Genomic DNA, 25,303 nt, shown 5'->3' with positions numbered 1-25,303 from the left:
TCTAATACTCAAAAAATGAGATTTACAATGAAATCCTACCTATTATCACCGCTTCGTCCGCTGCTGCGCCTGGGCCTGATCACCCAGATCGCCATCGGCATCGTCTGCGGTATCCTGCTCGCCGTCGTGTCGCCCGACCTCGCCGCCTCGTTCTCGCTGCTCGGCGAGCTGTTCGTCTCTGCCCTCAAGGCCGTGGCCCCGATCCTGGTGTTCGTGCTGGTGGCGGCAGCCATCGCCGGGCATCGCAAGGGACAGCCCACTCATATTCGCGGCGTGCTGCTTCTCTATGTGGTCGGCACCCTGGTGGCGGCACTGGTCGCCGTGCTGGCCAGCTTCACCTTCCCCACCACCCTGACGCTGGACATGCCCGAGGTCAGTGGCAACCCGCCGGGCGGCATCATCGAGATCCTGCGCAACCTGCTGCTCAATGCCGTTGCCAACCCGGTTACCGCGCTGATGGAGGCCAACTTCATCGCCATCCTGGCCTGGGCCATCGGCCTAGGCCTGATGCTGCGCCACGCCGGCGAGGCCACCCGCGACACGCTCAACGACCTCTCCGAGGCCATCTCCGGCATCGTGCGCGTGGTGATACGCTTCGCCCCGCTGGGCATCTTCGGCCTGGTCGCCAATACCCTGGCCCAGGCCGGCCTGGGAGCGCTGCTCGAGTATGGCCAGCTGCTGGGCGTGATCGTCGGCTGCATGCTGTTCGTGGCGCTGGTCACCAATCCGCTGATCGTCTTCTGGCAGACCCGCCGCAACCCCTACCCGCTGGTCTTCACCTGCCTGCGTGGCAGTGCCATCACCGCCTTCTTCACGCGCAGCTCGGCGGCCAATATCCCGGTCAACATGGCGCTGTGCGAGAGGCTCGATCTCGACCCCGACACCTACGCCATCTCCATCCCGCTGGGCGCCACCATCAACATGGCGGGCGCGGCGATCACCATCTCGGTGATCACCCTGGCCGCGGCCCACACCCTGGGCATCCCGGTGGACTTCCCCACCGCGCTGCTGCTGTGCGTGGTCTCGGCGCTGGCCGCCTGCGGGGTCTCCGGCGTGGCCGGCGGCTCGCTGCTGCTGATCCCCATGGCCGCCAGCCTGTTCGGCATCTCCACCGACGTGGCGATGCAGGTGGTGGCGATCGGCTTCGTGATCAGCGTGGTCCAGGACTCCACCGAGACGGCGCTCAACTCCTCCACCGACGTGCTGTTCACCGCAGCAGCTTGCCGCGCTGCGGAAAGCCGTCAGAATTGACGCAATGGTCACTCTGACAGCGGGTATCCTGACAATCCTGAATTTCGACGAGTGCCATCAGCCAGAGCAGGGGTAGCCCCAACAGCGGGAAAGCATTGATATGGCGGGCCTCAGCGGGTGGTCGCGGGCATGACTTGTGCTCGGCGCAAGGCTCGCTGGGCTCGAGTCTCGGCGCGTTCGACTTCAAGCAGGCTCTCCTCAACAAAGACCAGATGCTCGTGAGATCGGGCGCGGGCATCCTCGGCCCGACCATCAAGGATGGCATCGAGCAGAGCACGGTGCTGTTGCATCAGCAAAGGACGTGACTTGGGCTTCTCAAACAAATGGGCCAGGCTGTCGACAATACTCTTCTCCAGTAGGTGGAAAATACCGCGGATAGTGTGTAGTAGCAGGACATTGTGAGCCGATTCGGCAATGGCCAGGTGAAAGGCGGCATCTGCCTTGGCCTCTTCGACCGGGTCGCAGCCCTTGAAGCGCGCCTCAAGTTCCTCGAAGCGCTTGATCAGGAGTGCCTTGTCGGTGGGGGTGGAGCGCAATGCGGCGTAGTAGGCCGAGATGCCCTCCATGGCATCGCGAAACTCCAGCAGGTCCAGGTGGAATTCGCCGTGGCGCGAGAGCATCTCCAGCAGCGGGTCGCTGTAGCCGCTGTTGAGCTCTTCGCTGATATAGGTGCCACCCCCCTGGCGGCTGGTCAGCAGGCCCCGGGCAGAGAGTTTCTGGATGGCTTCGCGCAGCGAGGGGCGCGAGACGTTGAAGCGCTCGGCAAGCTCGCGCTCGGGGGGCAGTTTCTGGCCGGGCTGGAGGCTGCCTTCGAGGATCATCGCTTCGAGACGCTCAGTGATCACGTCGGCCAGGCGAGGCTGGCGCAGGGGCGGGTAGGCCATGGCGAGGCTCCGGCGGTGCTTGGGGAATCGAGGGTCTATGTGGCGCTATCTTACGCCAGGATATTGGTATTACCAATATCCTGTTCCGAATCCACTCCGGAGAGAATGCGATTACCCCCAGTAATTCAGGCGCTTGCAATGACCTTGCCGGTCGATAGACCAAAGTCTAGCGCAATATGGCGAGAAAAAACCCGCCTCTCGTTTGACACTGTAGCCGTGGCCTCCTTAAGGTTCGCCAACTCCAATGGGTAAATTGGTTTTACCATTTTACCAGGATGCCAACATATGCCAGATGTTGAAGGAATCGCCGATGACCGCAGTCAAGCTCTATCCGCCGAGACCAGACAAGGTCTACTTCTTCGGCACCTGCCTGATCGACCTCCTCTATCCCGAGGCCGGAATGGATGCCATCCGGCTGCTCGAGCGCGAGGGCATCGAGGTGCTGTTCCCCGAGGACCAGACCTGTTGCGGCCAGCCGGCCTACACGTCGGGCTATCAGCTGGAGGCGCGTGCCGTGGCGGCGGCCCAGTTGGATCTCTTTCCCGACCCCTGGCCGATCGTGGTGCCCTCGGGCTCCTGCGGCGGCATGATGCGCACCCACTACCCCCAGCTCTTCGCCGACACCGACCTCGAGGCGAAGGCCGAGGAGGTGGCCGGGCGCGTCTTCGAGCTGACCGAGTTCCTGATCCATGTCTGCCACCTGGACCTGGAGGATCGCGGCGAGCCCGAGAAGGTGGCCATGCACACCTCCTGCAGTGCGCGCCGCGAGATGGGGCTTGCCGAGACCGGGCCGGCGCTGCTGGCGAAGCTCGGTCAGGTCGAGCTGGTAGAGCAGGCGCGGGCCGCCGAGTGCTGCGGCTTCGGTGGCACCTTCGCGGTGCGTCACCCCGAGGTCTCCGCCGCCATGGTGGAGGACAAGACCCAGGCCATCGAGGCCAGCGGGGCGAAGCGCTTCGTGACCTCCGACTGCGGCTGCATGATGAACATCGGCGGGCGTTTCGAGAAGCTGAACAAGCCGATCCAGGGCGAGCATATCGCCAGTTACCTGTGGCGGAGGACCTCATGAGCGGACAGCCTCCCGGCGTGGAGACCTACACCCCGCGCGAATTCCATCGTCAGGCCCACGATGCCCTGGGCAATCCGCAGATCCGCGCCAACTTCCGCAAGGCGATGGATGGCCTGATGTCCAAGCGGCGTGACAGCTTCGATGACTGGGACCTCGAGACCCTGCGCGAACTGGGCGCCAATATCCGCCTGCGGGCGCTCGCCAGGCTGCCCGACCTGCTCGAGCAGCTGGAGGCCAACTGCGAGGCCAACGGCATTCGCGTGCACTGGGCCGAGGATGGCGAAGAGGCGTGCCGTATCGTCCGCGAGATCTGCGAGTCCCACGGGGCGCGCTCGGTGATCAAGGGCAAGTCGATGGTCTCCGAGGAGATGCACCTCAACGCCCATCTGGAGGAGGCGGGCATCGAGGCACTGGAGTCCGATCTCGGCGAATACCTGGTGCAGCTCAACCAGCAGACTCCCTCGCACATCATCATGCCGGCGATCCATCTCAACACCGATGAGATCTCCGAGATCCTGCACGACAAGACCGGCACCGAGCGCACCCGCGACGTCGACTACATGACCGCGGCGGCCCGGCAGCAGCTGCGCGAGCGCTTCATGGCTGCCGATGTGGGGGTCTCGGGGGTCAACTTCGCGGTGGCCGAGACCGGCACCCTCTGCCTGGTGGAGAACGAGGGCAACGGCCGCATGACCACCACGGTGCCGCCGGTGCACGTCGCCGTGACCGGCATCGAGAAGGTGGTCGAACAGCTGCGCGACGTGCCGCCCCTCTACGCCCTGCTGACCCGCTCCGCCACCGGCCAGCACGTCACCACCTACTTCAACATGATCAGCTCGCCGCGCAAGGAAGGCGAGCACGACGGGCCGAAGGAGGTCCACCTGGTGCTGGTCGACAATGGCCGGTCGAACATCTACCAGGACGACGAGCTGCTCGACACCCTGCGCTGCATCCGTTGCGGCGCCTGCATGAACCACTGCCCCGTCTATACCCGGGTGGGCGGCCACACCTACGGCACCACCTACCCCGGCCCGATCGGCAGCATCCTCTCGCCCCACCTGATGGGCCTGGAGGAGACCAAGGACCTGCCCACCGCCTCCAGCCTGTGCGGCGCCTGTGGCGAGGTCTGCCCGGTGAAGATTCCGATCCCCGACCTGCTGGTGCGGCTGCGCAAGGAGTCGGTGGGCGAGGGGCGCGGTAACGTGCCCGGCGCCGGCATCAAGCGCACTCGCAAGGAGGTCGCCGCCTGGAAGGGCTTCCAGTGGCTGGCCACCCACCCCGCCGTCTGGCGTTCCGGCACCTCGGTGGCGGGCAAGCTCAGGGCGCTGACGCCTGCGCGGCTCGGCCCCTGGACCGACTATCGCACCGCACCGAAGCCGGCCGGCACCACCCTGCATGCGCTGGTCAAGCGTCATCAGTCGAGCAAGACCCACCAGGAGGAGCGCTGATGAGTGCCCGTGACACCATTCTCAAGCGCCTACGCGAGCGGGCCGACGGTCCGCTGACCGCCCCCGAGTGTGACTTCGCCGTGGTGACGAACCGTGGCTGGAGCCAGGAAGAGCGCCTGGCGCGTTTTGAGCGCTGGATCACCTCGGTGCACGGCGAGGTGGTCCATGTCGACCAGGCTCGCTGGACCGAGGCGCTGGCCGGGGTGCTCGCCGACAAGGGCGTGCGTCGGCTGGCGCTGGGCAAGCAGCACCCGGTGGCTGTCGAGGCGCGCAGCGCCCTGGCCGATGTCGACGTGGAACTGGTCGGCGTGGATCGCGATATCGAACAGTGGCAGCGCGAGCAGTTCGAGCGCGTGGAGGCCGGCCTGACCTCGACCCGTGGCGCCATCGCCGAGACCGGCAGCCTGTGGCTGTGGCCCACGCCGGACGAGCCTCGGCTGATCAGCCTGGTGCCGCCGCTGCATATCGCGGTGCTCGACGCCGACACTGTCGAGGACACTCTCTTCGACGTGGTCGAGGCTCACGCTTGGGCCGGCGGCATGCCCACCAACGCCCTGCTGATCTCCGGCCCCAGCAAGACCGCCAACATCGAGCAGACCCTGGCCTACGGCGTGCACGGCCCCCGCGAACTGGTGGTCATCGTACGCCATGCCGGAGAACCACCTAAAGCCACGCGCTGAGCCTGACAGAGCCGGGCTCGGCGCTTTCCGATCATCGCCCGCGCCGCCGGCACCTCACTGAGCCACACGCTGGTCGGTGACGGCTTGCTGGCGGTGCCTCGGAGGTGGCTCACCGCCACGCTGTCGCCAGGCGTCGTAGCCGCTGCGTGCGACGCCGAGAGCCGTACACATGCGCTGGATACTGAAGAAAACAAGTCCGACCCAACCAAGGGAGACGCTCCATGGCCTTCGACAACTACAACGACTTCGATCCTCAAGAAACCCGGGAGTGGCAGGAAGCCGTCGACGTGGTGGTGGAACGGGTGGGCCCCGAGCGGGCCACCTACCTGCTGCACAAGGCGGTGGAAGAAGCCTACGGGGCCGGCGCCGAGCCGCCGGACACCACCCGCACGCCCTATGTGAACACCATCCCGCCCCACAAGGAGGCCAAGCTGCCCGGCGACGCGGAGTTGCTCCAGCGGCTGACCGCCTATCTGCGCTGGAACGCCATGGCCATGGTGGTGCGCGCCAACAAGAAACCCGCCGAACCCGGGGGACATATCGCCAGCTACGCGTCTTCGGCGGTGATGTACGAGGTGGGCTTCAACCATTTCTGGCATGCCCCCAGCGACAGCCACGGGGGTGACATCATCTACGTACAGGGCCATTGCGCGCCGGGTATCTACGCGCGGGCATTTCTGGAGGGACGGCTCTCCGAGGAGCAGCTGGAGAACTTCCGCCTGGAGGTGGACGGCAAGGGGCTCTCCTCCTATCCCCACCCCTATCTGATGCCGGACTTCTGGCAGGTCTCCACCGTCTCCATGGGTCTGGCGCCGATCATGGCCATCTATCAGGCACGCTTCATGAAGTATCTCCAGCACCGGGGGCTTGCCGACACCGAAGGTCGAAAGGTCTGGGCGTTTCTGGGCGACGGCGAGATGGACGAGCCCCAGTCCCAGGGTGCCATCGCCCTGGCCAACCGGGAGAAGCTGGACAATCTGATCTTCGTGATCAACTGCAATCTGCAGCGTCTGGACGGCCCGGTGCGGGGCAACAGCAAGATCGTCCAGGAACTGGAAGGCAACTTCCGGGGCGCGGGATGGAACGTCATCAAGTGCCTGTGGGGGTCGGGCTGGGACGAACTGCTGGCCAAGGACGCCAAGGGGCTGTTGCGCAAGCGCATGGAGGAGTGCGTCGACGGCGAGTATCAGAACTTCAAGGTCAAGGGCGGCGGCTACATCCGTGAGCACTTCTTCGGCAAGTACCCGGAGCTCAAGGAAATGGTCGCCCACCTGTCGGACGACGACATCTACTACAAGCTGGTCCGCGGTGGCCACGACCCGCAGAAGGTCTATGCGGCCTATCACGCCGCGGTCAACACCACGGACAAGCCCTCGGTGCTGCTGATGAAGACCGTCAAGGGCTACGGCATGGGCGAGGGCGGCGAGGGCCAGAACATCACTCACCAGAAGAAGAAACTGGGCGAGGATCACCTCAGGTACTTCCACCAGCGCTTCGACCTGCCCCTCAGCGACGAACAGGTCACCCAGGCGGCGTTCTTCAAGCCCCCGGAGGACAGCGCCGAAATGCAGTTCCTGCACGAGCAGCGCAAGGCGCTGGGGGGCTACCTCCCCCAGCGCCAACGCAACGGCGATCTGCTCGAGGCGCCGCCCCTGGACATGTTCAAGCAGGTGCTGGCAGACACCGGCGAGCGCACCATGTCCACCACCATGGCCCTGGTGCGCATCATGGTCTCCCTGGCCCGGGACAAGACCCTGGGGCCGCGGCTGACCCCGATCGTCGCCGACGAGTCGCGCACCTTCGGCATGGAAGGCATGTTCCGGCAGATCGGTATCTACGCTCCCGAAGGGCAGAAGTACGTGCCCATGGACGCCGAGGAGATCATGCCCTACCGGGAGGACCAGAAAGGCCAGATCCTGCAGGAAGGCATCAACGAGGACGGGGCCATGTCGTCGTGGATCGCGGCGGCCACGTCATACAGCAACCACGGGGTCACCATGATCCCGTTCTACGTCTACTACTCCATGTTCGGCTTCCAGCGCATCGGCGACCTGGCCTGGGCGGCCGGCGACATGCTGGCGCGGGGTTTTTTGATCGGCGGCACCTCGGGGCGCACCACCCTGAATGGCGAGGGCTTGCAGCACCAGGACGGGCATAGCCAGCTGTTCGCCCAGTTCATCCCCAACTGCATGGCCTATGACCCCACCTTCCACTACGAGGTGGCGGTGATCGTGCGCGACGGCCTCAAGCGCATGTACGAGGACCAGGAGAACGTCTTCTACTACATCACTACACTGAATGAGAATTACCATCATCCAGCGCTTCCCGATGGCGCCGAAGAGGGCATCATCAAGGGCATGTACCCCTTCAGCAAGGCCGCGGGCAAGGGGCCGCGGGTACAGCTGCTGGGCTGTGGCAGCATCCTCAACGAAGTGATTGCGGCGGTGGACCTGCTACGCGACGACTGGGGCGTGGCGGCCGACGTCTGGAGTTGCCCGAGCTTCAATGAACTGGCCCGCGACGGCCACGCCGTCAAGCGCTGGAACCGGCTGCATCCCGGGGACAGACCGCGCAAGAGCTATGTCGAACAGTGCCTGGAAGGCACCGAAGGACCGGTCATCGCCTCCACCGACTACATCCGGCTGTTCGCCGAACAGATTCGACCCTTCGTGCCGCGGCGTTACGAGGTGCTGGGCACCGACGGCTTCGGCCGCTCCGACAGCCGCCAGGCCCTGCGCCGCCACTTCGAGGTGGATCGTCATTACGTCACCGTGGCCGCGCTGCAAGCCCTGGTCGACGAGGGCAAGCTCAAGAGCGGCAAGGTCCGGGACGCCATCGCCAAATACGGCATCGACCCCGAAAAGCCCAACCCCCTGTACGCCTGAGTCGGAGGAAAACAAAAGTGGCTATACAAGACATCAAGGTACCCGACATCGGCGACTTCACCGATGTGCCGATCATCGAAATCCACGTCCAGGCCGGCGACAAGATCCAGGTCGAGGACCCGCTGATCACCGTGGAGTCCGACAAGGCCTCCATGGACGTGCCCGCCCCCAAGGCCGGCACCGTCAAGGAGGTCAAGGTCAAGCTCGGTGACTCGGTCTCAGAGGGGTCGACGATTCTGATGCTGGAGACGGAAGGCGAATCGGCGTCCCCTGCCCCCGCTCCCGCCGAGGAAGAAGCGAAGACACCGCAAGCGGCGCCAGCCCCCTCGGCCGCACCCGCTGCCGCACCTTCCGCCGCACCCTCAACCGGGCAGATCGTGGATTTCAGCCGGGTTCACGCCAGTCCCTCGGCTCGCCGCCTGGCCCGCGAACTGGAGGTGGACCTGACCCGAGTGCCGCCGACCGGCCTCAAGGGCCGGGTCACCCAGGAGGACATACGCAGCTTCGCCAAGGGTGGCGCCCCGGCGGCGGCTAGCGCTTCAACTGGCGCTCCAGCCGCCGGCGGAGGCCTGGACCTGCTGCCCTGGCCCAAGGTCGACTTCACCAAGTTCGGCCCGGTGGAGACCCAGCCGCTGTCGCGGATCAAGAAGATCTCCGGTGCCAACCTGCATCGCAACTGGGTGCAGATTCCCCACGTCACCAACCACGACGAGGCCGACATCACCGACCTGGAAGCCTTCCGGGTGCAGTTCAACAAGGCCAACGAGAAAGCCGGCATCAAGGTCAGCATGCTGGCGTTCATGATCAAGGCCGCGGTCGCCTCCTTGAAGCAGTTCCCCGAGTTCAACGCCTCGCTGGACGGCGACAACCTGATCCTCAAGCAGTACTACCACATCGGCTTTGCCGCCGACACGCCCAACGGCCTGGTGGTGCCGGTGATCCGCGATGCGGACCAGAAGGGCGTCGCCGAGATCGCCCAGGAAATGGGGGCGCTGGCCAAGCTGGCCCGCGACGGCAAGCTCAAGCCCGATCAGATGCAGGGCGGCTGCTTCACCATCTCCTCGCTGGGCGGGATCGGCGGGCTCTATTTCACGCCGATCATCAACGCCCCCGAAGTGGCCATCATGGGCGTGTGTCGCTCCTACTGGAAGCAGGTCTCACCGGACGGCAAGCAGTCGGAGTGGCGGTTCGTGCTGCCCCTGTCGCTCTCCTGGGATCACCGGGTGATCGACGGCGCCGCCGCAGCCCGTTTCAACGTCCATTTCGCCAACCTGCTCGCCGACATGCGGCGCATCATCATGTGAGGAGCCCACGACATGGCCAATGCAATCGAAGTCAAGGTGCCCGACATCGGGGACTTCAAGGACGTCGAGATCATCGAGGTGCTGGTCAAGCCGGGCGATGCGATCGACATCGAAGCCCCGCTGATCACCCTGGAGACCGACAAGGCCTCCATGGACGTGCCGTCCCCGATGTCGGGTACGGTCGGAGAACTCAAGGTCAAGGAGGGGGACAAGGTCTCCGAGGGCTCGACCATCCTGATGCTGGAACCGGCCGAAACCGGGTCCCGGGTGGCGGACCACGACCCGCATCCGGCGGTCCATGAAACAGGGGTGGGCTCGGCGGCGCCCGGCGATGCCGGCGGGGGTTATGGCGGGGGCAGCCTGGAAGAGGTTCGGGTACCGGACATCGGCGATTTCAGCGATGTGCCGATCATCGAAGTGCTGGTACGCGCGGGCGATACGATCCGTGCCGAGGACCCGCTGATCACCGTGGAGTCCGACAAGGCCTCGATGGACGTGCCCGCGCCCAAGGCCGGCAAGGTCACCGACGTGCTGGTGGCGGTCGGCGACAAGGTTTCGGAGGGAGCGGTGATTCTGATGCTGGAAGCGGAAGGCAAGTCCCCCGCCGCCCCACCCTCAGCCGCCGGGGGAACCGGCGAAAAGAAAGCGGCTACGCCCGCGCCTGCGGCGGCCACCCATACCGGCGGGGCCGACCTCGAATGCGAGATGCTGGTGCTTGGCGCCGGGCCGGGCGGCTACTCGGCCGCCTTCCGGGCCGCCGACCTGGGGATGAAGACCGTGCTGGTGGAGCGCTATGCCAGCCTCGGCGGGGTGTGCCTGAACGTCGGCTGCATCCCCTCCAAGGCGCTGCTGCATGTCGCGGCGGTCACCGACGCGGCCAATGGCATGGCCGATCACGGCATCGCCTTCGGCAAGCCGAAGATCGATCTCGACAAGCTGCGCGGCTGGAAGGAAAAGGTCGTCGGCAAGCTCACCGGCGGGCTGGCCGGCATGGCCAAGGCACGCAAGGTACAGACGGTGCGGGGGGTCGGCAAATTCCTCGACCCGCATCACCTGGAAGTCGCCCTGACCAGCGGCGACGGCCAGGAGCAGACCGGCGTGAAGCAGGTGGTGAAGTTCGACAAGTGCATCATCGCCGCCGGTTCGCAGTCGGTGAAACTGCCCTTCATTCCCGACGACCCCCGGGTGGTCGATTCCACCGGCGCCTTGGCACTGACCTCCATCCCCAAGCGCATGCTGGTCATCGGCGGCGGCATCATCGGCCTGGAGATGGCCACGGTCTACTCCACCCTGGGCACCCGCATCGACGTGGTCGAGATGCTCGACGGGCTGATGACCGGCGCCGACCGCGATCTGGTCAAGGTCTGGGAGAAGGTCAACACGCCACGCTTCGACAAGGTGATGCTCAAGACCAGGACCACCGCCGTGAAAGCCCAGAAGAGCGGCCTCAAGGTCAGCTTCGAGGGCGACAATGCCCCGGCCGAGCCGCAGGTCTACGACATGATCCTGCAATCGGTCGGGCGCAGCCCCAACGGCAACAAGATCGGTGCCGAAAACGCCGGCGTGGTGGTCGACGAGCGCGGCTTCATCAATGTCGACAAGCAGTTGCGCACCAACGTCGGGCACATCTTCGCCATCGGCGACATCATCGGCCAGCCGATGCTGGCCCACAAGGCGGTGCACGAGGGGCATGTCGCCGCCGAGGCCGCCGCCGGACAGAAGAGCGTCTTCGACGCCCGCCAGATCCCCTCCGTGGCCTATACCGACCCGGAAGTCGCCTGGGCCGGCAAGACCGAGACCGAATGCAAGGCCGAAGGCATCAAGTACGGCAAGGCGGTATTCCCCTGGGCGGCCAGCGGTCGGGCCATCGCCAACGGCCGCGACGAGGGTTTCACCAAGCTGCTGTTCGACGAGGACACCCACCGCATCATCGGCGGGGCCATCGTCGGCACCCAGGCGGGGGACCTGATCGGCGAACTGTGCCTGGCCATCGAGATGGGCTGCGACCCAATCGACATCGGCAAGACCATCCATCCCCACCCGACGCTGGGCGAATCGGTCGGCATGGCCGCCGAACTGTTCGAAGGGGTCTGTACCGATCTGCCACCTCAGAAGAAGCGCTAGGGTGACTTGTATTGGGCTGCCGCCCCGCTCTAGCGGGTGCGGCTATCCAATCTTAGCCATCACCAGACGTTTCCTCACCAACAATCCACCCTTAACAACGAGAGGGTCATTCTATGAATGATACGATACTCGCGCTGCTGGCCTTCGTGCCCCTGGTGCTTGCCGGTGTACTGCTGATCGGTCTGCGCATGGCGGCCAAGACCGCCATGCCCATCGTGTTCGTGGTCACCGTCATCATCGGCCTGTTCGCCTGGGAGATGAGCGCCACCCGCGTGCTGGCCTCCACCCTGCAGGGCCTGATCCTCACGGTCTCGATCCTGTGGATCATCTTCGGTGCCATCCTGCTGCTCAACACCCTGAAGCACTCCGGCGGCATCAAGGCGATCCGCAACGGCTTCTCCGGCATCAGCCCTGACCGCCGCGTGCAGGCGATCATCGTTGCCTGGCTGTTCGGCTGCTTCATCGAGGGCGCCTCGGGCTTCGGCACCCCCGCCGCCGTCGCCGCACCGCTGATGGTGGCGCTGGGCTTCCCGGCGCTGGCCGCCGTGGTGGTGGGCATGATGATCCAGTCCACCCCGGTCTCCTTCGGTGCGGTCGGCACCCCCATCGTGGTCGGTGTCTCCGGCGGCCTGGACCGCGCTGGCATCACCGAGACCCTGGAGGCCGGCGGCGCCACCTGGATGGAGTACTTCCGCCTGATCGCCGGTGAGGTGGCCGTCATCCACGGCATCGTCGGCATCCTGATGCCGCTGATCATGGTGGTGATCATGGTGCGCTTCTTCGGCACCAACCGCTCCTGGAAGGAAGGCCTCTCCATCGCGCCCTTCGCGATTTTCGCCGGCATCAGCTTCGTGGTCCCCTACATGCTGGCCGCGTGCTGTTGGGACCGGAATTCCCGTCGATGATCGGCGCCATGGTCGGCCTGGCCATCGTCGTGCCGGCGGCCCGCCGCGGTTTCCTGATTCCCAAGGATACCTGGGACTTCCCCGAGTCCTCCGCCTGGCCCGACCAGTGGATCGGCAAGCTCGAGATCAAGCTGGACGACGTCACCGGCAAGGCACCGATCTCTACCCTGATGGGCTGGCTCCCCTACGTGTTGCTGGCCGTGATCCTGGTCGCCTCGCGTACCATCGAACCGTTCAAGAATGCGCTGACCTCATTCGCCTTCGGCTGGAGCAATATCCTCGGCGAGGCAGGAGTCTCCGGCAGCATCCAGCCGCTTTACCTGCCCGGCGGCATCCTGCTGATGGTGGTGCTGCTTACCGCCCTGCTCCACCGCATGCGCCTGGGTGAGCTCAAGGCCGCCTTCGGCGAATCCACCCGCACCATCTTCGGCGCCGGCTTCGTGCTGATCTTCACCATCCCCATGGTGCGGATCCTGATCAACTCCGGCGTCAACGCCGCCGACCTGGTCTCCATGCCGGTGGCCATGGCACAGCTGGTGGCCAACAGCGTGGGCGATGTCTACCCGTTCTTCGCCCCGGCCGTGGGTGCCCTCGGCGCCTTCATCGCCGGCTCCAATACCGTCTCCAACCTGATGCTGGCCGACTTCCAGTTCAACGTCGCCCAGCAACTCGGCATCTCCACCGCCTTCATGGTGGCGCTGCAGGCCGTGGGGGCCGCCGCCGGCAACATGATCGCCATCCACAACGTGGTGGCGGCCTCGGCCACCGTGGGCCTGCTCGGCCGCGAGGGCGAAACCATCCGCAAGACGATCCTGCCGACGATCTACTACCTCATCTTCAGCGGGGGCATCGCGCTGGTTGCCTTCTATGTGCTGGGCATCAGCGACCCGCTGCTGCGCTTGGGCTGATCGCAGCCACTGGAGCGACAAAACAGCCCCCACGGCCAGCCCGTGGGGGCTGTGTCGTTCTCGATCGGCTTTCCTGAGCTGATAGGCTCATGAAATAAGTACGTTGGTGACCCGTTGGTACCCGCTCGGCCAGGAGGTATGTGGCTGTCATGGGCGGCACTTTGGCAACCAGGTAGTGGGGGAGCTAGCTTGCTACAGCGAGGCGGCAGCCCGGGCGGCTTGGTCGTAGATCCCCGACATCGCCCGCAGCATGCCGGCCAGACGGCTGGTTTCCTCATGCTCGATTCCCAACGAGGATAGCGACTCAATCAGACAATCTTCGCGGATCTCGGCGTAGCGTTGGCAGGTGCTGCGCCCTTCCGCGGTGGTCTTGAAGAAGGTCTCCTTGCCATGCTTTTCGCCCTGGACGAGCTGAAGCTTGGTGAGCTTCTTGAGTGCATAGGTCACGGTATGGCTGTCCTCGACGTTGAGGACCAGGCAGATGTCCGAAAGCCGCTTGGCACGCTTGCGATGGTTCACGCTATGCAGCACCAGCACGTCCAGAGGTCCGAGCTCCGGATAGCCCGCCGCTGTCATACAGCGCACCATCCAGCGCGTGAAGGCATGAGAGGCAATGATCAGCCCGAATTCGAACTCCGACTGCTCTTGTGCCTGATGGGAAAGGTGCTCCGATGAAACGATGGGGCCGCTGGTGCGGCCCTTGGAAGATGCGGTAGTGGATGCTGTCATCACTAGTTACTCATGGCACTGGGTAGATAGGTGACGATCGCAGGGAACAGGCTGATCAGCACCACGCCGAGCATCATCAGGAAGAAGAAGGGCAGGGCGGCCCAGGCGATGGAGAGGATGTTGCGCCCCGTCATGCCCTGCAGCACGAAGAGATTGAAGCCTACCGGCGGGGTGATCTGCGACATCTCCACCACGATTACTAGGAAGATACCGAACCATATCAGGTCGATGCCCGCCGCCTCCACCATGGGCAACATGATCGAGGTGGTCAGTACCACCACCGAGATGCCATCCAGGAAGCAGCCCAGCAGGATAAAGAAGATCGTCAATGCCACCAGTAGCATCCAGGGCGAGAGGTTGAGGGTCGCAATCCAGGCGGCCAGATCGCTGGGCAGCCCGGTGAAGCCCATGGCGGCAGTGAGGAAGGAGGCACCGGCCAGGATGAAGGCGATCATGGTTGAGGTACGCACCGCGCCGAGCAGGGCATCGCGGAAGGTGGTGCAGTTCATGTTGCCCTGTACGCGGGCCAGGATCAGCGAGAGTACGACACCCACGGCGGCCGCCTCGGTGGGGGAGGCCAGGCCGGTGTAGATGGAGCCGATGACGCCGACGATCAGCGCCAGCATGGGAATCAGGCGGCGTGCGCGGCGCAGCTTCTCGGCCAGTGGCAGGCTCTCCTCGGCGGGCGGGACGCGATCCGGATAGCGCCAGGACCACAGCATCAGGTAGAGGCCGAACAGCGAGATCAGCATCAGGCCAGGCAGGATACCGGCCATGAACAGGCGCGAGATGGACTGGTCGGTGGCCACGCCGAACACGATCAGGATGATCGACGGCGGAATCAGCAGCCCCAGGGTGGCGGAGCCGGCCAGGGTGCCGATGATCAGGCTCTCGTCGTAGCCGCGGCGGGTCAGTTCGGGAATGGTCATCTTGCCCATGGTGGCGCAGGTGGCCGCCGAGGAGCCGGAGACCGCGGCGAACAGTCCGCAGCCCACCACGTTGGTATGCAGCAGGCGGCCGGGGATGCGCTGCATCCAGGGCGACAGGCCGGTGAACATGTCATCGGCCAGGCGCGAGCGGAACAGGATCTCGCCCATCCAGATGAACATCGGCAGGGCGGTCAGCTCCCAGCTGTAGCTGGAGCCCCAGATATCCGAGGCCATGACATCGCCGGTGGGGATCGAGGTGAACTGGGAAAGGCCCAGCCAGCCCAGGGCGAGTAGCGAGAAGCCTACCCAGACGCCGCTGCCGAGCAGCAGCAGAAGGGCCCCGAAGAGGACAATCATCATAATAAGCATAGAGGTTCTCCGAGGCTTACTCGTGGCCGCTGTCGTCGATGGTGAAGGCGTGTGGCGCACGCACGGCAGCAATCAACGTTTGAAGTAGGCTTTCGATCAGCACCAGGCAGAACAGCACCACGCCGGTGATCATGGCCGACTGAGGGATCCATAGCGGGATACTGACCAGGCCGTAGGAGGTCTCGTTGAAGGCGATGCTGTCGGCCAGCAGCCAGTAGAGGTTCCAGGCCAGGTAGAGGCACAGGGACAGGGCAATGGCGAGGCAGAAGACCTCGACCCAGGCGCGTGCCGCCGGGGCCAGCCGCCCGATCAGCAGGGTCACGCGGATATGGCCGCCATGCACGAAGGTGTAGGCCAGGCCCAGGAAGCTGGCGCCGACCAGCAAGAAACCGGAGATATCGGAAAGCCCTGGAATCGCCAGGCCAATGCGTTCGCCGCCGATGGCCGTGGCGATCTGGTCGATGATGCGGCCCACGATCTGAGCGGTAATCAACAGGCAGATCAGGGTCAGGCAGGCGGCGGCCAGATAGCCGCCTAGGTTATACAGTGGGCGTAGTCGATAGGTCATGGATGGCATCCCGTGGGGAGTTCGGCCGTGGAAAGCTCGGGATCGCCCCGGCCAGTGGCCGGGGCGGTCGGGTCGGGGTTACTCCCGCGCGCTTTGGTAGGCCTCGAGGATCTCCTGACCCTGTTCACCGGCACGCTCGACCCACTCCTGGGTCATGGTCTCGCCCACCTCACGGAGCGTCTCGGCCAGTGCCTCGCTCGGTTCGCTGACCTCGATGCCGTTCTCCTTGAGCACCGCGATGGCGTCGTCGGTCTCCTGGCGACTCATCTCCCAGCCGCGGGTCTCGGCCTCGGCGGCGGCGTCGAGGAGTGCCTCCTGGGTGGTCTCATCCAGACGTGAGAAGGCTTTCTCGCTGACGATGATCATGTTCTTGGGCAGCCACAGCTGGGCGTGGTTGAAGTGGCTCAGGTAGTCCCACGCCTTGGTATCGGCGCCGGTGGCCGGCGAGGTGATCATTGCGTCGACGCGCCCGGTACTGAAGGCGGTGGGGATGTCGGGGACCTCGACCTGGGTGGGCACCGCGCCGACCAGTTGGGCGATGCGCTCGCTGGCGGTGTTGTAGGCGCGCATGCTCAGATTCCTGAGGTCATCGCCGCTTTCGATCGCCTGGTTGGTGTAGATGCCCTGGGGTGGCCACGGCACGGCGAACAGCAGGCGCAGGCCCTGCCGCTCGAGCTCCTCGGCGATGATCTCCCGCGAGGCCTCCCATAGCTCCCAGGCCTCCTCGTAGCTGGCGGCCAGGTAGGGCACCGAGTCCACCTCGAAGATCGGATTCTCGTTGGCCAGGCGCGACATGATCAGCTCGCCCATGGGCACGATGCCCCGGCGCACCGAGTTCTTGATCTCGGCGTGGCCGATCAGCGAACCGTTGGAATGCACGGTGATGTCCAGCTCACCATCGGTGGCCTCGCGCACGTCGTCGGCGAACTCGCGGATGTTCACGGTGTGGAAGGTGCGGTCGCCGTAGGGTGTCGGCATGTCCCACTCGGTGGCGGCGGTGGCGCCAGTGCTCAACGTCGCGAGGCTGGCACCAAGTGTGGCGGCAGCAAGAGGAACGGAGCTAAGAGAAATTCGGTTGATCATTGAGGTGCCTCGTCGATTGAGAGTTGTCGTTGAGTCTTCCCACGAGGGGCGGCAGGTGGGCTGAGAAGCCTTTGCCTAAAGTGATAGTAGCGTTGATTCCGAGAGGAGGTTAGGTCTGGTCGAGAGACTAAGTCAACGGAATATAGACTAATGTATGATGTCTTGTTTCTAAAACGCTGGTAATTTGTTGATAACTTATCTTTGTGGTTGAGGTGAGAATATGAATCGACTGCTGCTCAATGCCGACATGGGGGAGAGCTTCGGCCCTTGGGTGATGGGCATGGATCACGAGGTGATGCCCCACGTGGACCTCGCCAACGTCGCCTGTGGCTTTCATGCCTCGGATCCCGACGTGATCCGCATGACCGTGCGGCTGGCGGCCAAGCATGGGGTCCGGGTGGGCGCGCATCCTGCCTATCCGGACATGGTGGGCTTCGGCCGCCGCTCCCTGGCCTGTTCGGCGGAAGAGGTGGAGAACCTGGTGCTCTACCAGCTGGGGGCCATGGCGGGGATGTGTCGCGCCGAGGGCCTCACGGTGAGCTACGTGAAGCCCCACGGCGCCCTCTACAACGACATGGCGCGCGATCCCGAGATCATGACCGCGGTGATGAAAGCAATTCTGGCCTTCGATCCAACGTTGCCGCTGATGACCATGGCGATCCGGGATACCGGTGCGGTAAGAGAGCTGGCCGCCGAGCAAGGCGTCACCCTGTGGTTCGAGGCCTTCGCCGACCGCGCTTACGACGGTGAGGGTAGGCTTGTCTCGCGCCGCGAGGTGGGTGCGGTACACCATGACCCTGAGGTGATCGTCGACCAGGCGGTGCGTATTGCCACGGGGAGGCCGCTAATCGCCAGTGATGGCAGTGAGCTGGTACTGGCCGCCGACACGCTCTGTGTCCATGGGGACAATCCGGAATCGATCGCCGCGGTGAGGGCGATACGACAGGCACTTGGCAACCTGGGAGGTGACTCATGAGCCATAGCTGCCATAGATTGCCGCGGATTGAGTCTGCCGGCCTCGATGGCTGGATGGTGAGGCTCTTCGATCGTATCGACGAAACCAACCTGGTTTGGCTTGACGCGCTGGTGCGGTGCTGCGAGGCCGACTTCGGCGATGCGTTGATTGACCTGGTGCCGTCCTATACCACGCTGCTGGTGGTGTTCGATCCGCTGAAGCTCTCTCCGCTGGTGGCGCGGCAGAGGCTGGAGAGGTTGCTGATGGATCTGGAGCCCGAGGAGGAGGCCGCCGCGGGTGAGGTTCACGAGCTGCCCACCTGGTATGACCCCAGCGTCGGGCCTGACCTCGAGCGGGTCGCTCGACACGCCGGCATGAGCGTGGAGGAGGTGATTGACTGCCACGCCGGCCGGGAGTATCGCGTCTTCGCGCTGGGCTTCGCGCCGGGCTTCGCCTTCATGGGGCTGCTCGATGAGCGCCTCGAGGTGCCACGCCTGGATACGCCGCGTAAGAGGGTGCCTGTCAATAGCGTGGCCATCGCCGGCCGGCAGACAGCAGCATATCCGGCGGTAACGCCTGGCGGCTGGAACCTGTTGGGGCGTACCTCGTCCCGCCTTTTCGACAGAGATCGTGAGGGCTTCAGTCTGCTCAAAGTGGGGGATCGCGTGCGTTTCGTGCCGGTGGATCGGGCAACTTTCGAGCAACAGGGCGGTGATGTTACCCCCGTGGAGGCGTCCCAATGAGTCATGAGCGTGTTATCGGGTTGCGTGTCCAACGTGCTGGCCCCTTGGCCCTCCTGCAGGATGCCGGCCGGTTCGGCGTGCGCCGCCTTGGCGTGACCCAGGGTGGGCCGGCCGACCTGCACGGCTGGGCCTGGGCCAACCGTCTGGTGGGTAACGTCTGGGGCACCCCGGTGCTTGAGATCACCTTCGGCGGTCTCAAGCTGGTGGCCGAGCGTGACCTGACAATCGCGGTGGCCGGTGCCGATCTGGGAGCCACGCTTGAGGGAAGCCCCTTGCCGCTGTGGCAGCCGGTGAGTCTGCGCGAAGGTCAGACCCTGGTATTTGGCGCACCGCGCAATGGTTTGCGTGCCTATTTGGCGGTCGCCGGTGGCTTTCAAGCCGAGCCGGTGCTGGGCAGCGTCAGCTGTGTGGTGCGTGAGGGGCTGGGCGGCTTCGATGGACGCGGCGGCAAGCTCGCCGAGGGTGATCGCCTGGCGGTGACCATCGATGCCAGCCGGCGAGTCGAGGGGAGGGCGACTCCCGAGCCGGAAAAGCCCGACTACAGTCAATCGGCAACCCTGGCGCTGCTGCCGGGTGCCCAGGTGGCGGATTTCACTGGTGACAGCCTGTTTGCCGCCTTCAACCGGCCGTGGCGAATCGATGATCGTGCCGATCGTATGGGGGTGCGCCTCACCGGGCCGAAGCTGACATGCCGGATCGACTCGCTTATCTCCGAGGGTATCGGGCTTGGGGCCGTACAGGTGCCACCAGATGGTCAGCCCATTGCGCTACTCAATGATCGCCAGACGATCGGAGGTTATCCGCGGCTGGGGGCGCTGACACCGCTTGCAGCCTCGCGCTTGGCCCAGTGTCTGCCGGGGCAGGAGGTGCGCCTGGCAACCACGACTCACGAACGTGCCTTGGTTGCCTATCGAGGCTTTCGCGCAGCAGTCGGTGATGCGATCGCCTCGGGTAACTGAGCGGCTCCTGGCCGCGAACCGCGATCGCGATCTGACCCTTGAATACTTCCGGGGCATCCCCAGATGATGCCATGCGGCTCCTTCCCGGGGTCGCCCACGGCTGTCTTGCCGTCGGATCACGAGTTTTGCTGAGACTGATCACGGATACACAGGAGGTGATTGGATGTCAGTCAAGACGTCTGAGCGTACCCTGCAAGAGAGCGTTTACCAGCATGGCGTTGTCGATTCGCCGGACCCGCAGAGCCGCATGAAGAGTGCGCCGCGCCCGGGCGATGACCCCTATCCCACGCGCCTGGCGGAGCCCCTCGACATGCCCTGGCTCAACTGCCGCGAGGCGTTGGCCGCCCTGGTCGAGCGCCACGGTATCGAGGCGCCCACCGGGGCCGCCGGCGGCCTGCTGCTGTTCGACTGCAACGTGCTGCACGGCTCCAACGCCAACATGTCGCCGGACCCGCGCAGCAACGCCTTTTTCGTCTACAACCGCCGCGACAACCGCTGCGTGGCGCCCTTCGCAGCGCGCCGGCGTCGACCCGGCTTCCTGGCCCATGAGCCCGACGAGGTGTGGTCACCGGAACAGCCTTGAGCGGTGCCGCCATCTGCGATAGTACTGCCGCTCTGCCGGCTCCGGTGTGGTGTGTGTCGCCGTCTGCGCTAAACTGTGCGCCTGTCGCGCTCGCGGCACACCCAGATATAGAGCGACAATTACTCTGGCCGGCCGACGACAACTACTGTGACCGGTTGCCCTAAGCTTGACCGCTTGTCCCGACCCACCAGGGAGCCGGTATGGCGGTCACCAGCCAACAGGTCACGCTCTATATGTCGCAACGTCAACAAGGCCAGACTCAGGAGGTCGCCGCCGCCAAGGCCGGCCTCTCCGTCAGAACCGCTCGCCGCCTCGAACGCCGGGCCGAGTCCTCCGAGCCGCCGGCATCACGGCACTGGCGAACCCGGCCCGACCCCTTCGCCGATGTGTGGGAGACCACGCTCGTCCCCCAGCTGGCCGCCGCCCCGGGCTTGCAGGCACTGACCCTGCTGGAGTGGTTGCAGGAGCAGCACCCCGGCCAGTACCCGGACAGCCTGCTGCGAACCCTGCAGCGCCGGGTCAAGGGCTGGCGAGCCGCGCACGGCCCGGAGAAAGAGGTAATGTTCCCGCAAACCCATGGCCCCGGGCTGCGCGGCCTCTCCGACTTCACCGAGCTCAAGGGGATTGTCATTACCGTGGCAGGGGAGCTGCTTGATCACCGGCTCTACCACTTCCGCCTGGCCTACAGCGGCTGGTGTTATGTCCGGGTGGTGCTCGGTGGCGAGAGCTACCCGGCGCTGGCTGAAGGCCTGACCCGTGCGCTGGAGCGGCTTGGCGGTGTCCCCGCGGAGCACCGCACCGACAGCTTGTCGGCGGCCTTCCGCAACCTCGGCCGGGAGGCGGAAGCCGACCTCACCGAGCGTTATGCTGCCCTGTGCGCTCACTACGGCATGACGGCCACCCGTAATAACCCAGGGCGCGGCCATGAAAACGCCAGCATCGAGTCGCCACATGGCCACTTCAAGCGGCGCCTGCAACAGCGCCTGGCGCTGCGCGGCTCCCAGGACTTCGCTAGGCTGCGTTAACAATTGCTGATGGAGATCGGGCTGATTTAGAATATCAGCATTTTTCGGTGATCTATGCCTCGGCTAATGCTACGTGATGACCAATGGGAGCGCATCGAGCACATGCTCCCCGGCAAAGCTTCAGATCGCGGGGTGACGGCCAAGGACAATCGCTTGTTCGTGGAAGCCGTCCTGTGGATCGCCCGGACAGGCGCTCCCTGGCGTGATCTGCCCGACGCCTTCGGTCGCTGGCACACTGTCTACATGCGCTATAACCGGTGGTCTAAGAAGGGGGTCTGGCAGCAGGTTATCGACACATTAGCCGATGATCCCGACATGGAGCAGCTGATGATAGATGGCAGTATCGTCAAAGTTCATCAGCATGGGGCGGCAAAAAAACGGCTCAGAGCACCGAAGCCATGGGGAAATCGCGTGGGGGATTGAGCACCAAGATCCACGCGGCGGTCGATGCCCTCGGCAACCCGGTACGGCTAATCCTCACACCGGGCCAAGCGTCTGAGTACGGAGCCGCCCCAGCGTTACTGGCGGGCTTTTCTCCAGCGGCGGTGCTTGGCGACAAGGGGTATGATTCCACCGCTTTGAGGGACATCATTCGAGCGGTGGGCGCCGAGCCGGTGATTCCGCCGAGAAAGAATCGCTTGGAATGCCCCGAGATAGATTGGCACTGTTACAAGGATCGCAATCTGGTAGAAAGGTTCTTCCAGAAAATCAAGCAGTTCAGGCGGCTGGCAACACGCTATGAGCGACTGGCGAGAAACTACCAGTCGCTACTCAACCTTGTATCCGCCGTCATATGGCTGGCCTAATTGTTAACGCTCCCTAGCCTCGATGACTATCAGGCGTTCCTCGATGAGGTGGCCGCCGCGATCAACCGCCGCAACGCGGCCCGCATCACCGTCGAGCGTGGCGCGCTGCAGCCACTGCCCAGCCGGCCCGGTACCGACTACAGCGAGGTGACGGTGCGCGTCACCACCTCCAGCACTATCCAGGTGCGCAAGGTGCTCTACTCGGTGCCGTCCCGGTTGATCGGCGAGCGGCTGCGTGTACACCTCTACGACGATCGCTTGGTGCTGCACCACGCGCAGCAGGAGTTGCTGACGCTGAGGCGGCTGCATGCCACGCCGGAAAGCGGCCGGCTGCGGGTCATCGACTACCGCCATGTGATCGGCTGGCTGGTCCGCAAGCCCCGGGCGCTGGCGGGGCTGACGTTCCGCGACGAACTGTTGCCGAGCGCGGACTGGCGCGAGCTGTACGCCCGGCTGACCGCCGCCTTGCCGGTCGCCGAGGCCTGCAAGCGCATCGTTGGCGCTCTGGCGTTGGCCGCCGAGCAGGACCAGGCCGAGGCGATCGCCAGTTACTGGCTGGGCGCCCTGGCGCGCGGGAAGAGCCCGACGCTGGCCGAGCTCCAGGCCCGCTTCGCCGCCACGCCGAGCGCCACGCTGGTTTTCCCCCAGGTGACTCAGCATGACATCGCCAGCTACAACCATCTGGTGCCCAGCGTGCCGACCACAGAGGTGTGCTGCCATGCCTGATGCCCAGACGCTGCCGCTGCTACTGCGACAGCTCCGCCTGCCCACCATGGCCGCCTGCTGGCCCCAGCTGGAAACCCGCGCCCGAGCCGAAAACTGGAGCCTGCCACAAACACTGGCCGCCCTATGCGAGCACGAGCTGGCCGAGCGTGAGCGACGCCGGCTGGCCCGGCACCTCAAGGAGGCCCGGCTGCCGGTGGGCAAGACGCTGGAGTCCTTCGAGTTCGACGCCATCGCGGCCGAGCAGCGCCGGCAACTGAGCGCCTTGGCCGGCGACACGCAGTGGGTCGACCAGGCTCACAACCTGCTGCTGTTTGGGCCCTCCGGCGTCGGCAAGAGCCACGTGGCGGCCGGGCTCGGGCATACGCTGGTCGACCAGGGTTACCGGGTGCGCTACGCCACCGCCTCAAGCCTGGTCCAGGAGCTCCAGGCTGCCAAGCAGGCACTGCGCCTGAGCGACGCCCTGATCAAGCTCGACAAGTACGCCGTGCTGGTGATCGACGATATCGGCTACGTCCAACGCAGCGAGGCCGAGACGTCAGTGCTGTTCGAGCTGATCGCCCATCGCTACGAGTCGGCCAGCCTGATCATCACCGCCAACCAGCCGTTCAGCGCCTGGGACAGTATCTTCCCCGACAGCATGATGGCAGTGGCCGCCATCGACCGGTTGGTGCACCACGCCACGCTGATGGAGCTGAGCGGGGAGAGCTACCGTAAGCGTGCTTATCAACGACAATTACAAGGAGGAAAAACTGGGTCGTCGGACTGACGACAACTACCCCACCCAACCGGCCATTTTAATTGTCGCCAAGCGGCCAAAGTAGTTGACGTCGCATATGTGGGAAAGATTCCGTCGCGGAAAAGGCTCAATCCAGCTCGCCGATGACCTCGCCAAGCACATTGACGACCCGATCGATCTCCTCTTTCTCGACGATAAAGGGCAGGCCCAGCTGAATCGTGTCGGCGCCATAACGCACATAGAAGCCCTTCTCCCAGCACTTCATGGCGATCTCGAAGGGGCGGCGGGCCGGCTCGCCGGGGTAGTGCTCGATCTGCAGGGCACCGGCGAGGCCGTAATTGCGAATATCGCTGATATAGCGAGTCCCCTTGAGGCTATGCAGGGCGTCCTCGAAGACAGGACTCATCTGGCGTACCCGCTCGATAAGATTCTCCTGTTCCAGAATATCCAGGGAGGCCATGGCCGCGGCGCAGGCCACCGGATGGCCGGAGTAGGTGTAGCCATGGGGCAGCTCGAGCATATAGTCGGGGCCACCCTGCTCCATGAAGGTGTTGTAGATCTCGCCGGTGACCATTACACCGCCCATGGGTACCGCGCCATTGGTGAGCTGCTTGGCGAAGTTCATCATGTCGGGTACCACCCCGAAGGCGTCGGCACCGGTCATGGCGCCCATGCGCCCGAAGCCGGTGATCACCTCGTCGAAGATCAACAGGATATCGTTGGCATCGCAGATCTCACGCAGGCGCTGCAGGTAGCCCTTGGGCGGCGGAAGCACCCCGGCGGAGCCGGCCAGCGGCTCGACGATAACCGCGGCGATATTGGAGGCATCATGCAGGGCGATCAGCTCCAGCAACTCCTCCGCCTTCTCGGCACCGCGCTCGGGCATGCCGCGGGTAAAGGCGTTCTCGGCCATCAGGGTATGCGGCAGATGGTCGGCCTCTACGCCTTGGCCAAACAGGGCGCGGTTGGCGCCGATGCCGCCCAGGCTGATGCCTCCAAAGTTGACGCCGTGATAGCCCTTGGCCCGGCCGATCAGCTTGGTCTTGGTGGGCTTGCCCTTCTTGCGCCAGTAGGCACGGGCGATCTTCAGGGAAGTATCGGCGCTCTCGGAGCCGGAGCCGGTAAAGAAGGCGTGGTCCAGCCCGGCCGGGGTCAACTCACGCAGGCGATGGGCCAGCTCGAAGGCCTTGGGGTGGCCAAACTGGAAGGCCGGGGCGTAGTCCAGCTCGCGCAGCTGCCGGCTGACGGCATCGGCAATCTCGGGGCGAGAGTGACCGGCACCGCTGGTCCATAGTCCGGAAAGGCTATCGAAGACCCGACGGCCATCGGCATCGATCAGGTAGCTACCCTCGGCGCCGACGATGATCCGCGGGTCGCGCTTGAACTGACGGTTGCCGGTGTAGGGCATCCAGTAGGCATCCAGTTGCTCGGCGCTCAAGCCGGCGGCGTGGCGAAACTGCTGTGCGGTCATGGCGTTAGCCTCCCTTATTGTAGGTATCGGCGGCAGATATCGAGAGCGATGTCGCGGCCGGCATCGACCTAGGTACAGGGTTCAAGCTAGCCCTCTGTTTGCATTAGTTAAACTATAAGGTATTTAATCTCATGCAAGCGATTGGTTAACTTACACTCCACCAGCC

General features: G+C 64.8%; 19 protein-coding genes and 3 pseudogenes. 16 read left to right on the top strand and 6 right to left on the bottom strand.

The window, feature by feature from the left end:
• The first annotated feature begins 27 nt into the window (after window positions 1-27).
• Window positions 28-1,251, top strand: a complete 1,224-nt coding sequence (gene sstT, locus NFH66_RS01195; protein WP_349607685.1) for a serine/threonine transporter SstT — start codon at window positions 28-30, stop codon at window positions 1,249-1,251.
• A 110-nt stretch (window positions 1,252-1,361) separates the two neighbouring features.
• Here sstT and NFH66_RS01190 read toward each other — a convergent pair whose 3' ends face one another.
• Entirely contained in the window at window positions 1,362-2,135 is a 774-nt protein-coding gene (locus NFH66_RS01190; RefSeq protein ID WP_349607683.1) for a GntR family transcriptional regulator, read from the bottom strand.
• Between the two features lie 310 nt (window positions 2,136-2,445).
• Between NFH66_RS01190 and NFH66_RS01185 the strand changes: the two genes are divergently transcribed.
• From NFH66_RS01185 to NFH66_RS01150, 7 genes and pseudogenes are all read left to right on the top strand, one after another.
• A complete protein-coding gene (locus NFH66_RS01185) occupies window positions 2,446-3,201 on the top strand; it encodes a (Fe-S)-binding protein (protein ID WP_349607681.1) in 756 nt (251 codons plus the stop codon).
• Window positions 3,198-4,649, top strand: a complete 1,452-nt coding sequence (locus NFH66_RS01180) for a LutB/LldF family L-lactate oxidation iron-sulfur protein (protein ID WP_349607679.1) — start codon at window positions 3,198-3,200, stop codon at window positions 4,647-4,649. Before NFH66_RS01185 ends, NFH66_RS01180 begins: the two co-directional genes overlap by 4 nt.
• Complete coding sequence (locus tag NFH66_RS01175) at window positions 4,649-5,329, top strand: LutC/YkgG family protein (RefSeq protein WP_349607677.1); 681 nt, start codon at window positions 4,649-4,651, stop codon at window positions 5,327-5,329. The genes NFH66_RS01180 and NFH66_RS01175 overlap by 1 nt, the downstream gene beginning before the upstream one ends.
• A gap of 221 nt (window positions 5,330-5,550) precedes the next feature.
• Entirely contained in the window at window positions 5,551-8,214 is a 2,664-nt protein-coding gene (gene aceE, locus NFH66_RS01165; protein WP_349607675.1) for a pyruvate dehydrogenase (acetyl-transferring), homodimeric type, read from the top strand.
• A gap of 17 nt (window positions 8,215-8,231) precedes the next feature.
• Window positions 8,232-9,518: a dihydrolipoyllysine-residue acetyltransferase gene (gene aceF, locus NFH66_RS01160; protein ID WP_349607673.1), complete on the top strand. Its 1,287-nt coding sequence runs from the start codon at window positions 8,232-8,234 to the stop codon at window positions 9,516-9,518.
• 12 nt (window positions 9,519-9,530) lie between these two features.
• Complete coding sequence (gene lpdA, locus NFH66_RS01155; RefSeq protein WP_349607671.1) at window positions 9,531-11,642, top strand: dihydrolipoyl dehydrogenase; 2,112 nt, start codon at window positions 9,531-9,533, stop codon at window positions 11,640-11,642.
• 113 nt (window positions 11,643-11,755) lie between these two features.
• Window positions 11,756-13,455: pseudogene (locus tag NFH66_RS01150) on the top strand (L-lactate permease).
• Between the two features lie 192 nt (window positions 13,456-13,647).
• Here NFH66_RS01150 and NFH66_RS01145 read toward each other — a convergent pair.
• From NFH66_RS01145 to NFH66_RS01130, 4 genes are all read right to left on the bottom strand, one after another.
• Window positions 13,648-14,184 carry a winged helix DNA-binding protein gene (locus NFH66_RS01145; protein WP_349607669.1) on the bottom strand — a complete coding sequence of 179 codons (537 nt, stop codon included), beginning with the start codon at window positions 14,182-14,184 and terminating at the stop codon, window positions 13,648-13,650.
• A gap of 2 nt (window positions 14,185-14,186) precedes the next feature.
• Window positions 14,187-15,482 carry a TRAP transporter large permease gene (locus NFH66_RS01140; RefSeq protein WP_349607667.1) on the bottom strand — a complete coding sequence of 432 codons (1,296 nt, stop codon included), beginning with the start codon at window positions 15,480-15,482 and terminating at the stop codon, window positions 14,187-14,189.
• 16 nt (window positions 15,483-15,498) lie between these two features.
• A complete protein-coding gene (locus tag NFH66_RS01135) occupies window positions 15,499-16,050 on the bottom strand; it encodes a TRAP transporter small permease (protein ID WP_349607665.1) in 552 nt (183 codons plus the stop codon).
• A gap of 78 nt (window positions 16,051-16,128) precedes the next feature.
• On the bottom strand, window positions 16,129-17,028 hold the full coding sequence (locus NFH66_RS01130; protein ID WP_349607663.1) for a TRAP transporter substrate-binding protein: 900 nt from the start codon (window positions 17,026-17,028) through the stop codon (window positions 16,129-16,131).
• A 325-nt stretch (window positions 17,029-17,353) separates the two neighbouring features.
• Between NFH66_RS01130 and NFH66_RS01125 the strand changes: the two genes are divergently transcribed.
• The 8 genes and pseudogenes from NFH66_RS01125 to istB all read left to right on the top strand — a co-directional run bounded on the left by NFH66_RS01125 (window position 17,354) and on the right by istB (window position 23,696).
• Complete coding sequence (locus NFH66_RS01125) at window positions 17,354-18,109, top strand: 5-oxoprolinase subunit PxpA (RefSeq protein ID WP_349607661.1); 756 nt, start codon at window positions 17,354-17,356, stop codon at window positions 18,107-18,109.
• Window positions 18,106-18,831, top strand: coding sequence for a 5-oxoprolinase subunit PxpB (gene pxpB / locus NFH66_RS01120; protein ID WP_349607660.1), 726 nt, complete (start codon window positions 18,106-18,108; stop codon window positions 18,829-18,831). The genes NFH66_RS01125 and pxpB overlap by 4 nt, the downstream gene beginning before the upstream one ends.
• The gene (locus NFH66_RS01115; RefSeq protein ID WP_349607658.1) at window positions 18,828-19,790 is read left to right on the top strand and encodes a 5-oxoprolinase subunit C family protein; all 963 of its coding nucleotides are present in this window, start codon (window positions 18,828-18,830) and stop codon (window positions 19,788-19,790) included. Before pxpB ends, NFH66_RS01115 begins: the two co-directional genes overlap by 4 nt.
• A 328-nt stretch (window positions 19,791-20,118) precedes the next feature.
• A pseudogene (locus tag NFH66_RS01110) lies at window positions 20,119-20,373 on the top strand (phytanoyl-CoA dioxygenase family protein); the annotation flags it as partial.
• 200 nt (window positions 20,374-20,573) lie between these two features.
• Window positions 20,574-21,392: pseudogene (gene istA / locus NFH66_RS01105) on the top strand (IS21 family transposase); the annotation flags it as partial.
• 60 nt (window positions 21,393-21,452) lie between these two features.
• Window positions 21,453-22,204, top strand: a protein-coding gene (locus NFH66_RS01100) for an IS5 family transposase (protein ID WP_371317400.1) whose coding sequence is annotated in 2 segments (ribosomal slippage) — window positions 21,453-21,776 and window positions 21,779-22,204 — 750 coding nt in all. Because the reading frame shifts where the segments join, the coding sequence is not laid out codon by codon here.
• Window positions 22,205-22,930: a Mu transposase domain-containing protein gene (locus NFH66_RS01095; protein WP_349607655.1), complete on the top strand. Its 726-nt coding sequence runs from the start codon at window positions 22,205-22,207 to the stop codon at window positions 22,928-22,930.
• Complete coding sequence (gene istB, locus NFH66_RS01090; RefSeq protein WP_349607654.1) at window positions 22,923-23,696, top strand: IS21-like element helper ATPase IstB; 774 nt, start codon at window positions 22,923-22,925, stop codon at window positions 23,694-23,696. Before NFH66_RS01095 ends, istB begins: the two co-directional genes overlap by 8 nt.
• A gap of 97 nt (window positions 23,697-23,793) precedes the next feature.
• Here istB and aptA read toward each other — a convergent pair whose 3' ends face one another.
• Window positions 23,794-25,137 (bottom strand): omega-aminotransferase AptA, encoded by a 1,344-nt coding sequence (aptA, locus tag NFH66_RS01085; protein ID WP_349607653.1) that lies wholly within the window; start codon window positions 25,135-25,137, stop codon window positions 23,794-23,796.
• Between the last annotated feature and the right edge of the window lie 166 nt (window positions 25,138-25,303).

It is taken from the genome of Halomonas sp. H10-9-1 (assembly GCF_040147005.1).
Taxonomy (GTDB): Bacteria; Pseudomonadota; Gammaproteobacteria; order Pseudomonadales; family Halomonadaceae; genus Halomonas.
The sequence above is the reverse complement of the archived record's forward strand: the minus strand, read 5'-3'. Positions and strand labels throughout refer to the sequence as shown.